Genomic DNA, 11169 nt, shown 5'->3' on the forward strand with positions numbered 1-11169 from the left:
CTGGCGACCCTGCGCCGGCACCAGAGCACCGGTCCGCTGATGTGCTCGGAGTTCTGGGACGGCTGGTTCGACTGGTGGGGCGGCGTGCATCACACCACCGATGTCGCCACGGCCGCCGCCGACCTCGACGAGCTGCTGGCGGCCGGTGCTTCGGTCAACATCTACATGTTCCACGGCGGCACCAACTTCGCGCTGACCAACGGCGCGAACCACAAGGGTCGCTATCTGCCGCTGGTGACCTCCTACGACTACGACGCCCCGCTCGACGAGGCCGGCAACCCCACGGAGAAGTTCTTCGCCTTCCGCGAGGTCATCGCCCGGTATGCGCCGGTTCCGGATGAGCTTCCGGCTGCGGCCGAGGCAGCGCCCGCGTTCGAAGTTCCGCTCACGCCCGCGGGCGCCTGGACGGACCTCGCGGGTCCTGCGTCGACGACCGCGCAGCCCGAGACCTTCGACGCACTCGGCCACCTCAGCGCCCTCGTGCGCTACGACGCCGAGCTTCGGGATGCACGCGGCGGATTGCTCGTCGTCGACGAGGTGCGCGATCTGGCGTGGGTGAGCGTCGACGACCGCGTGGTCGGCACGCTCTCGCGCACCCGGCACGACCGGGCGATCCGGATCCCGGACGGCCGGACCCTCAGCATCCTGGTCGAGGATCAGGGTCGGGTGAACTACGACCGCCGCCTCGGCGAGGAGAAGGGTCTGATCGGCGAGATCACCCTCGACGGCGCGCCGGTGACGGGCTGGCGCTCGACGCCGTTGGATGTCGCAGAGATCGCCGCGGAGGTCGACGCCGAGATCGATACCGAGCTCGACGCCACTACCGGCACCGACGCCGCCGATGTCCTGAAGACGGGCCCGGCCGCGTGGACCAGCTCGTTCACCCTGGATGCACCGACGGACCTCGTCCTCGACACCATGGCCTGGAGCAAGGGCTACGCGTTCGTGAACGGCTTCTTCCTCGGCCGCTATTGGCGCAACGGTCCGCAGCGCACGCTCTCCGTGCCCGCACCTGCCACGAGAGAGGGGGCGAACCGTCTGGTCGTGCTGAACTCGAGAACGTCGTGGAGCCGCGCGCCGTCTTCGTCGGTGCCCCTTCGCTCGGCGACACGGAGGAATAGCACCGCAGAGGTGCCCGCCCGGATGACACGCGAAAAGCGCGCACAGCAAACACTCAGGAAGGCGTAAACTCGCCCGAGTCCCTTGGTATACGGGGGACTCGATCGGAGGAGTTCCATGAGTACTGCCACTGCGCCCGCGAATCCTCGCTCGCGCGTCATCACCGCGAGCCTGGTCGGCACCACGATCGAGTTCTACGACTTCTACGCGTATGCCACGGCTGCCGTACTCGTGTTCCCGGTGCTGTTCTTCCCCACCGGGAACGACACCACCTCGCTCCTGTCGTCGTTCGCGGTGTTCGGCGCCGCGATGGTCGCCCGCCCCATCGGCGCCGTGGTGTTCGGCCACTTCGGCGACAAGTTCGGGCGCAAAGCCACGCTGGTGGCCTCGCTGCTGACGATGGGCATCGCGACCTTCGTCATCGGCCTGCTGCCGACGTACCAGGACATCGGATGGTGGGCGGCACTCCTGCTGCTGATCCTCCGGCTCGCGCAGGGCTTCGCGCTCGGCGGCGAATGGTCGGGTGCGGCGCTGGTCGCCACCGAGAACGCCCCGAAGGGCAAGCGCGCCTGGTACGGCACCTTCCCGCAGCTGGGTGCACCGCTGGGCTTCATCATCGCGAACTTCCTCTTCCTCGCCATCAACTGGCTGCTGCCGCATGCCGAGAACCCGGTGCTGAAGTCCGAGGCGTTCCTCTCCTGGGGCTGGCGCATCCCGTTCCTGTTCTCGGCCGTGATGGTCATCATCGGGCTGTGGGTGCGACTGAAGCTCGTCGAGTCCGACACCTTCAAGAAGGCCGAGACGAAGGGCGTGATCCGCAAGCTCCCGCTCGCGACCGTCTTCCGTCACCACTGGAAGCAGCTCATCCTCGGCACGTTCATCATGCTGGCGACCTACGTGCTGTTCTATCTGATGACGAATTTCACCCTCGCCTACGGCACCAAGCCCGCATCGCTGGAGACGGCATCGGCCGCAGCGAAGGCCGCGGCAGAGGCGACGGGCGCCCCGTTCGACCCGACCAAGTTCGCGGCCCAGTTCTATCCCGGCCTCGGCTTCGGCTACACCGACTTCGTGCTGATGCAGATCATCGGCGTCGTGTTCTTCGGTATCTTCACGCTGCTCTCCGGTCCCATCGCCGACGCGATCGGACGACGCAAGCTCCTGCTGTGGGTCACCGGTGTGATCATCGTGTTCGGCTTCACGTTCAACACGTTCCTGCTCCCTGCCGCCGACCCGAAGTTCACCGGTGCGCTCGCACAGGCCTTCCTGGTGTTCGGCTTCATGCTGATGGGAGCAACATTCGGCCCGATGGGCGCTCTGCTGCCCGAGCTGTTCCCGACCAACGTCAGGTACACCGGCTCGGCGATCGCGTACAACGTGTCGTCGATCCTGGGCGCGGCCGTGGCACCGCTGATCGCGCTCTGGCTGTGGTCGCTCGGTGACGGCGCTCCGTGGCTGGTGGGCCTGTACCTGTCGGCGATGGGTGTGCTGACCTTCATCGCGCTCCTCCTCAGCCCGGAGACCAAGGACCACGACTACGACGACGACCTCGGCGTCGCGGCGGCCGTCGAACTGTAGCCCGCGACTCCTCCGCAGCGCGAGGGCACCCCGTCTCCGGATGGGCGCCCTCGCGTCGTCGACAGGGAACGCCCGGGCAGGGATCGCTCGCGATCGCGTTCAGTCGGCGAGGAACTTCTCGATAGCCGCAATCGTGGTGGCGTTGTCGAGGTGCCGCACGGCGCGGATGCCGACCGCTTGGGCCCCGTCGACCGACGACGGGCGATCGTCGATGAAGAGCACCTGCGCGGGTTGCGCGTCCATCAGACGCAGCGCCTGCAGGTAGGCGTCACGGTGCGGCTTGTTCACGCCCTGTTCGTGGCTGTAGCAGATCGGATCGAACACCTCGGAGAACGCGAAGCGCCGTTCCTCCTCCTCCCTCGCGCCATCGGCGGAGTTGGAGAGGATCGCGGTCCCCGCGCGCGACGAGAGCGTTCGCGCGTAGTCGATCAGCTCGACGTTCCCGGTGCCGCAGTACGCATCCCAGAAGTCCGCGCGCATGGCCGCGCACTGCTCATCGTCGAGTTCGAGGGCGGCACCAACCGCAGCCCAGAACGCGGGCTCCGTGCCGACGGTGACATCGATCGCGGGAAGTTCGGCGCCCGCGATCCGCGCATCGAACGCCGCCGTGTCGAGGCCGCTCACCGCGCGCCAACGCTCCCACCACTCCTGCTGCCACGCGTCGTCATCGACGGCCTCCAGAACTCCACCGATATCGAACAGGATCCACTTCTTCGTCGACATGACCCCAGACTGCCACGTCAACATGTATTGACATCCCCGAGTCCGTCAACGAGTATTGACGGAGGAGGTGCATCATGACAATGCCGACCGCGATCGCACAAGAGGACGGGGGCGAGCCCCTGGCCGCGCTGCACCGCCTCGCCGAAGTGCGCAAGGAGGTCGCCCGCGCCGAAGAGGCGAACGTGCGCCGCGCACGCAACCTCGGCTATTCGTGGCAGGCGATCGCCAGCGCTCTCGGCGTGAGCAAGCAGGCGGCGCACCGTCGCTTCGGCCACTCCTGAGCCGCGTTCAGCCCCTCCATAGGATTCGACCGCGAACGAAGTACGGTCGAAGTACCATCTCCAGATAGAGGTCCCGCATGTCCGGTTCGGCGACAGCACGCCGCCGCGGACGTGGCGCGCAGCCCGAAGGCCCCCGCGCCACCTTCCGCCAGCTCCTCCCCTTCCTCTTCGAGCACAAGCGCACCCTGATCGTGGTCGCCGTGCTCAGCGTCATCGGCGCGGCGACGTCGCTCGTGCAGCCGTTGCTCGTGGGTCAGGTCATCGAGGCGGTGCAGTCCGACACCGGCATCGGGATCCTCGTGTGGCTGCTCGTGGGCTTCGTGGTCGTGTCGTCTGTCATCTCCGGCTTCCAGCACTACCTCCTCCAGCGCACGGGCACCGCGGTCGTGTACTCGAGCCGCCGCAAGCTGATCGACCGCATCCTGCATCTGCCCACGTCGGAGTTCGATGCCCGCCGCACCGGCGACCTCGTCTCGCGCGTGGGCACCGACACGACCCTGCTCTACGCCGTGCTCACCCAGGGCCTCGCAGACGCGGTCGGCAGCGCCGTGCTCTTCCTCGGCGCGCTCATCGCGATGCTCGTGATCGATCCCATCCTGCTGCTGCTCATCGTCGTGGTGATCGGCATCTCGGTCGCGGTGGTCGTGTTGCTCAGCGGGCGCATCCGCACCGCATCGACCGCGCAGCAGGAGAAGGTAGGCGAGCTGGCCTCCGGTGTCGAACGCGCCGTGGGCTCGATCCGCACCATCCGCGCGTCTGGTGCGACCGAGCGCGAGACCACCGCGGTGTCCGAGCTCGCGTCCGACGCCTACGGCATCGGCGTGCGCATCGCCAAGATCTCCTCGATGGTCGTGCCCGTCTCCGGCATCGCCCTGCAGCTGTCGCTGCTCGTCGTCCTCGGCGTGGGCGGATTCCGCGTGGCCGCAGGAGCCATCACGATCGCCTCGCTGATCTCGTTCATCATGTTCCTGTTCCTGCTCGTGATGCCGCTGGCCACGACGTTCGGAGCGATCACGTCGGTGAACCAGGCCCTCGGGGCGCTCGGACGCATCCAGGAGGTGCTCGACCTGCCCACCGAGTCGCAGGACGATGAGAAGATCGCCGCGTCGCTGCCCCGTGAGACGGCAGCACCGGATGCGCCGGCGATCGAATTCCGCGACGTGCGCTTCCACTACCCCGCGAACGTCGTGGCCGCGCGTCAGGCCGCCGCCAAGGAAGCACGGAATCTGCTCGCCGACGCGCACCTGGAATCGGCAGAGGATGCCGCGCCGGCCGCCCAGGACCACGAAGTGCTGCGCGGGGTCTCCTTCGCCGTGCCGCACGGCTCCCGCGTCGCGCTGGTCGGCCCCAGCGGTGCGGGCAAGAGCACGATCCTGTCGCTGATCGAGCGCTTCTACGACCCCACGGGCGGATCGATCCGCCTGCACGGTCACGATGCGCGCACCTACCCGCGCGACGAGCTCCGCGCCCACTTCGGCTACGTCGAACAGGATGCGCCGACGCTGGCCGGCACACTCTCCGAGAACCTGCGGCTCGCCTCCCCCGAAGCGACGGACGCCGACTGCGAACGAGTGCTGCGCGCCGTGAACCTGGGCGATGTGCTGGAGCGCAACCCGCTCGGGATCGAGGCTCCGGTGGGCGAGGACGGCGTGATGCTCTCCGGTGGTGAGCGTCAGCGTCTCGCGATCGCCCGCGCCCTGCTCACCGACGCCCCGATCCTGCTGCTCGACGAGTCCACGTCATCACTCGACGGCGTGAACGAGCAACGCATGCGCGAGGCCATCGACGCGGTCTCCACCGACCGCACGCTCATCGTGATCGCGCACCGCCTCTCGACCGTCGTCGACAGCGACCTGATCGTGGTGCTGCAGGACGGCGTCGTGGTCGGCCAGGGTACGCACACCGAGCTCGTGGAATCGACGCCGCTGTACCGCGACCTCGCACGTCACCAGCTGCTCGCCTGACGCCACCCGTTCCCGGGCAACACGAAGGCGGGACGTCGGAGACCACTCAGCCATGGGTTCGTCTCTGATGTCCCGCCTTCGCGGGTCTGCAGGGCACGGAGCCCTGAGGGTGCCGGCTCCCCCGAACCGGCACCGGTCTGGGGTTACGCCTTGTCGAGGCGGTAGCGCAGCGAGGCCAGCTCGGCGCGCAGGGCCGCGGGAACCTTGTCACCGAAGGTGTCGTAGAACGCCTCGGTCAGGTCGGCCTCGGTCTTCCACGCCTCGGCATCGACGGAGAACAGCTCGTCGAGGTCGGCGGCGGGGATGTCGAGTCCGTCGAGGTTGAGGTCCTCCACGCGCGGCAGGCGTCCGATCGGGCTGTCGACCGCGGAGACATCGCCCGCGATGCGGCGGATGATCCAGTCGACGACACGCGAGTTGTCGCCGAAGCCCGGCCACAGGAACCGGCCGTCGGCACCGCGGCGGAACCAGTTCACCTGGAAGATGCGCGGCGCCCGGTCGAAGCGAAGACCGCGACCGACCTTGAGCCAGTGACCGAAGTAGTCCGCCATGTTGTAGCCGCAGAAGGGCAGCATCGCGAACGGGTCGCGGCGCAGCTCCCCCACGGTTCCCTCAGCGGCAGCGGTGCGCTCGGACGAGATGTTCGAGCCGAGGAAGACGCCGTGCGTCCAGTCGGTGGCCTCGACCACGAGCGGGACGTTGCTGGCGCGGCGTCCGCCGAACAGGATGACGTCGAGCGGCACGGCCTCTTCCCAGTCCTCGGAGATCTGCGGGCACTGCGCCGCCGACACCGTGAAGCGGGAGTTGGGGTGTGCGGCCGGTCGGCCGGACTCGGGGGTCCAGTCGTTGCCCTCCCAGTCGATCAGGTGCGCGGGCGCCTCGTCGGTCAGACCCTCCCACCACACGTCGCCGTCGGGGCGGAGCGCGACGTTGGTGAAGATCGTGTTGCCCCACAGCGTCTCGACCGCGGTGACGTTGGTCGACTCGCCGGTGCCGGGTGCGACGCCGAAGAAGCCGGCCTCGGGGTTGATGGCCCACATGCGTCCGTCTTCGCCCGGACGGATCCAGGCGATGTCGTCGCCGAGGGTCTCGACGCGCCAGCCGGGGATGGTCGGGCGGAGCATCGCGAGGTTCGTCTTCCCGCAGGCCGACGGGAAGGCCGCGGCCACGTGGTACGCCTTGCCCTGGGGGTCGATCACGCGGATGAGCAGCATGTGCTCGGCGAGCCAGCCCTCGTCGCGTGCGATCACCGAGGCGATGCGCAGCGCGAAGCACTTCTTGGCCAGGATCGCGTTGCCGCCGTAGCCCGAGCCGTAGGAGTAGACCTCGAGCGTCTCGGGGAAGTGCACGATGTACTTGTCGTCGTTGCAGGGCCACTCGGCATCCTGCTCGCCCGGTGCGAGCGGAGCACCGACCGAGTGCACGGTCTTGACCCACGGCGCCCCCTCGGCGACCTGACGAGTGACGGCATCGCCGACGCGGGTCATGATGCCGATGGAGGCGACCGCGTAGGCGCTGTCGGTGATCTGGACGCCGATGTGCGAGAGCGGACCGCCGACGCGTCCCATCGAGAACGGCACGACGTACATCGTGCGGCCGCGCATCGATCCCTCGAAGATCTCGTCCATCTTGGCGTGCATCTCGGCGGGGGCCGCCCAGTTGTTCGTGGGGCCCGCGTCCTCTTCGCGCTCGGAGGAGATGAAGGTGCGCCCCTCGGTGCGGGCGACATCGCTGGGGTGCGAACGGGCGAGGTAGGAACCGGGGCGCCATTCGGGGTTGAGCTTGATCAGCTTGCCCTCGTCGACGAGTCCGCGCAGGAGCCAGTCGTTCTCGGCGGGCGAGCCGTCGACCCAGTGCACCGCGTCGGGCTGGGTGAGTGCGCGGATCTCCTCGACCCAGGCGGCCAGCTCGGCCATCGCGGGGGTGTCATACGTCGGAGCCGCGCCGAACGTACGCGTCTGTGCGACGGGAGACGTGCGGGGGGTGAAGACTTCGGCGATAGCCATGACGTGTGCTCCTTTGAAGTGTGGGGCGTTGCACCTATGTTCTTCCGATTCGAGCGCGACTTTCGGCCATTTCGAGCGATAAGAACTTAAATTCTTTCGCTAGACTCAAGGAATGGCGTCCTCCGGCATCCACCTCACGACTCTCGGCCACCGCATCCGTCACCACCGGCTGGAGAACGGATTCACGCTCGACGAGCTCGGTGCTCTCGTCGGCGTCGCCGGTTCGCAGCTGAGCCTGATCGAGAACGGCAAGCGCGAGCCCAAGCTCTCGCTGCTGCAGGCGATCGCCCAGGCGACCAAGACGGAGGTGACCGATCTCATCTCCGGGGAGCCGCCGAACCGCCGTGCCGCTCTCGAGATCGCCCTGGAACGCGCGCAGGAGAGCCCCGTCTTCCGCCAGCTCGGCGTCGCGCCCGTGCGCGTGACCAAGGGCATGAGCGACGAGACCATCGAATCGGTCCTCGGCCTGCACCGGGAGCTGGAGCGTCGCGAACGCGAGGCCATCGCCACACCGGAGGAGGCGCGGCGCGCGAACACCGAGCTGCGGCTGCGGATGCGCGCGCAGAACAACTACCTCCCCGAGATCGAGAAGCTCGCCGAGAAGCACCTCAAGGCCGCGGGACACGTGCAGGGCGCTCTCACGCACCGCACCGTGAGCATCATGGCCGAGAAGCTCGGATTCGAGCTGATCTACGTCAACGACCTCCCCCATTCGACCCGATCGGTCACCGACCTCGAGAACAGATGGCGGCGCCGCGTACGGCACGCAGGGCGATGGCGCGAAGACCAAGGAGCAGAAGCCTCGTGGGGGCGCGAAGTTCGCCGCCTTCATCGTCGCGGCCGCTCTGGTCGGCGGCGTCGGCGGGTTCGGCGGCGGTGCGCTGCTGAACGGCCTCCAGGACAGCCCGTCCTCCGGCACGGCCTCCGGTCCGCAGACGGTGACGGTGAACAACCCCGGATCGGTCAACGAGACCACAGCGGTCGCGACGGCCGCACTCCCGTCCGTCGTCACCATCGAGGTGGCGGGCGCCGATCAGGGAGGCAGCGGATCCGGTGTCATCATCAGCGATGACGGTTACGTGCTCACCAACACGCACGTCGTGACCCTCGGCGGCGCGGTCGCCGATCCGACGATCCGCGTGACCACATCGGACGGGCGCATCTTCGAGGCGACCGTGGTCGGGACAGACCCGATCTACGACCTCGCCGTGATCAAGCTGAAGGACGCCAAGGGGCTGACCCCGATGGACTTCGCCGATTCCTCGAAGCTCAACGTCGGCGACACCGCTGTGGCGCTCGGCGCTCCTCTCGGGCTCGCGAACTCCGTCACCACCGGCATCGTGAGTGCGTTGAACCGCAGCATCCAGATCGCCTCGTCCGCCCTGCCCGACTCCTCCTCCGAGGACGCCCCGGACCAGCAGCAGACGCCGGATCAGGGTCAGGGCCAGGGGCCGTTCCAGTTCGACATCCCCGGAAGCGGCACGCCGCAGACCTCGGACTCCATCTCGATCGCCGTGATCCAGACGGACGCCGCGATCAACCACGGGAACTCCGGCGGCGCGCTCGTGAACAGCAAGGATGTGAGGATGACGGACATCAAGCCGGCCCTCATCGAGCGTGCGGGCATCGAGATCATCCCCGAGTCCGAGCGCACCGCGAAGCCTCGCGACCTGTTCTGGCCGTGGTTCGCCGCGAACGTGTCGGTGTTCGGCATGTCGTACGGGTCGTTCGTGCTCGGCTTCGGCATCTCGTTCTGGCAGGCGACCATCGTCTCGGTCATCGGCATCGTGGTGTCGTTCCTGCTCTGCGGGCTCATCGCCATCGCCGGCAAGCGCGGCTCGGCGCCCACCATGGTGCTCTCCCGCGCGGCGTTCGGCGTGCAGGGCCAGAAGGTGCCGGGCATCGTCTCGTGGCTGACCTCGATCGGGTGGGAGACGTTCCTCGCGATCCTGGCCGTGCTCGCCACCGCGACCGTCATCACGCAGCTCGGAGGCGACGGCGACAGCGTGTGGCTCAAGGTCGTCGCGACCGCGATCGTCGCCGCACTGATCGTCACGGCATCCGTGCTCGGCTATCACACGATCATGAAGCTGCAGTCGGTGCTCACGTGGATCACCGGCGTCGTGACCGTGCTCTACATCATCCTCGCCGCACCGGCGATCGACCTCGCCGCCGTGCTGGCCCGACCCGACGGCGGCATCGGCCAGGTGATCGGGGCGCTCGTGATGGTGATGACCGGATTCGGCCTCGGCTGGATCAACATCGCCGCCGACTGGTCGCGCTACCAGAAGCGCACGGCATCCGACGGAGCGATCGTCGCCTGGAACACGATCGGAGGATCGGTGGCACCGGTGATCCTCGTGGTGTTCGGTCTGCTGCTGGGCGGATCCGACGAAGATCTCATGAACGCGATCGCTGCGGATCCGATCGGCGCGCTCGCCTCCATCCTGCCGACGTGGGTGCTCGTGCCCTTCCTGCTCACCGCCGTGCTCGCGCTCGTCTCGGGAGCGGTGCTGGGCATCTACTCCTCCGGGTTGACGCTGCTCAGCCTCGGCATCCGCATCCCCCGTCCGTCGGCTGCGGCGATCGACGGCGTGATCCTCACGATCGGCACCGTCTTCGTGGTGTTCTTCGCCACCGACTTCCTCGGTCCGTTCCAGAGCTTCCTGATCACGCTCGGTGTGCCGCTCGCCTCGTGGGCCGGAATCCTGATCGCCGACATCCTGCGCCGGAAGAAGGACTACGACGAAGAGGCCCTGTTCGATCAGAACGGTCGCTACGGCGCGTGGGACTGGACCTCGATCGGCACCCTGGTCGTCACGAGCGTGATCGGCTGGGGCCTGGTCGTGAACAACTTCGCCGAGGATGCCGCGTGGAACAACTGGCAGGGCTACCTGCTGTTCCTCATCGGCGGCAGGGACGGGGAGTGGGCGTATGCGAACCTCGGGGTGTTCTTCGCCCTGGTGCTGTCGTTCCTCGTGACCTACTTCGCCAGGGCTGCGAAGATCCGGCGCCAGGAGGCGGTGTGAGCGCTCCGGCGACCGGGGACACCTGGCTCGTGGTGATCGATCCGCAGGCGATCTTCGCCGCGCCAGACTCCGCGTGGGGTTCACCGTTCTTCGGCGAGGCGATGCCACGCATCCGCGCCCTCGCGGACGCGTTCGGCGACCGTGTGCTCGTCACCCGCTGGATGCCGACGGCCGATCGGTCCACCTCGTGGGGTGACTACTTCGCGGCATGGCCGTTCGCCGACCAGCCGCCGAGCGACCCGTTGTTCGCCCTGGTGCCCGAAGCCGCCGGCCTCTCCCCGCATCCGAGCATCGACCTGCCGACGTTCGGCAAGTGGGGGCCCGAGCTCGAGGCGATCGTCGGACGCGGAGGGCATCTCGTGCTCGCCGGGGTCTCGACCGACTGCTGTGTGATCTCGACGGCACTGGCCGCCGCAGACGCCGGCGCTCACGTCACGATCGCGGCCGATGCCTGCGCCGGATCGAGCGC

Annotated in this window: 8 protein-coding genes and 1 pseudogene; 7 read left to right on the forward strand and 2 right to left on the reverse strand. The window is 68.1% G+C overall.

Going from position 1 to position 11169, the window contains the following annotated elements:
• Together KZA10_RS02060 and KZA10_RS02065 are read left to right on the forward strand one after the other, a co-directional pair.
• The coding region (locus KZA10_RS02060; protein ID WP_256934299.1) for a beta-galactosidase at positions 1 to 1188 on the forward strand (1188 nt) is incomplete at its 5' end.
• Between the two features lie 48 nt (positions 1189 to 1236).
• Entirely contained in the window at positions 1237 to 2697 is a 1461-nt protein-coding gene (locus KZA10_RS02065; RefSeq protein WP_055864728.1) for an MFS transporter, read from the forward strand.
• Between the two features lie 99 nt (positions 2698 to 2796).
• Here the strand turns inward: KZA10_RS02065 and KZA10_RS02070 are convergent, their stop codons facing one another.
• Positions 2797 to 3420, reverse strand: coding sequence for an HAD-IA family hydrolase (locus tag KZA10_RS02070; RefSeq protein WP_256934303.1), 624 nt, complete (start codon positions 3418 to 3420; stop codon positions 2797 to 2799).
• Positions 3421 to 3494: 74 nt separating this feature from the next.
• Here KZA10_RS02070 and KZA10_RS02075 point away from each other — a divergent pair, with 74 nt between their 5' ends.
• Positions 3495 to 3701 (forward strand): transcriptional regulator, encoded by a 207-nt coding sequence (locus tag KZA10_RS02075; protein WP_082531360.1) that lies wholly within the window; start codon positions 3495 to 3497, stop codon positions 3699 to 3701.
• 77 nt (positions 3702 to 3778) lie between these two features.
• Positions 3779 to 5665, forward strand: coding sequence for an ABC transporter ATP-binding protein (locus KZA10_RS02080; protein WP_218682048.1), 1887 nt, complete (start codon positions 3779 to 3781; stop codon positions 5663 to 5665).
• A 143-nt stretch (positions 5666 to 5808) separates the two neighbouring features.
• Here the strand turns inward: KZA10_RS02080 and KZA10_RS02085 are convergent, their stop codons facing one another.
• Positions 5809 to 7671, reverse strand: coding sequence for a phosphoenolpyruvate carboxykinase (GTP) (locus KZA10_RS02085; protein WP_218682049.1), 1863 nt, complete (start codon positions 7669 to 7671; stop codon positions 5809 to 5811).
• Positions 7672 to 7783: 112 nt separating this feature from the next.
• Between KZA10_RS02085 and KZA10_RS02090 the strand changes: the two are divergent.
• The 3 genes and pseudogenes from KZA10_RS02090 to KZA10_RS02105 all read left to right on the forward strand — a co-directional run.
• A pseudogene (locus KZA10_RS02090) lies at positions 7784 to 8413 on the forward strand (helix-turn-helix domain-containing protein); the annotation flags it as partial.
• A gap of 277 nt (positions 8414 to 8690) precedes the next feature.
• On the forward strand, positions 8691 to 10700 hold the full coding sequence (locus KZA10_RS02100; RefSeq protein WP_374196530.1) for a cytosine permease: 2010 nt from the start codon (positions 8691 to 8693) through the stop codon (positions 10698 to 10700).
• Positions 10697 to 11169 (forward strand): isochorismatase family protein (locus KZA10_RS02105; protein WP_218682050.1); only part of this gene is annotated, 473 nt, incomplete at its 3' end. The genes KZA10_RS02100 and KZA10_RS02105, both read left to right, overlap by 4 nt.

Origin of the sequence: Microbacterium sp. BF1, from assembly GCF_019279095.1 — a bacterium.
GTDB classification, from domain to species: Bacteria; Actinomycetota; Actinomycetes; order Actinomycetales; family Microbacteriaceae; genus Microbacterium; species Microbacterium maritypicum.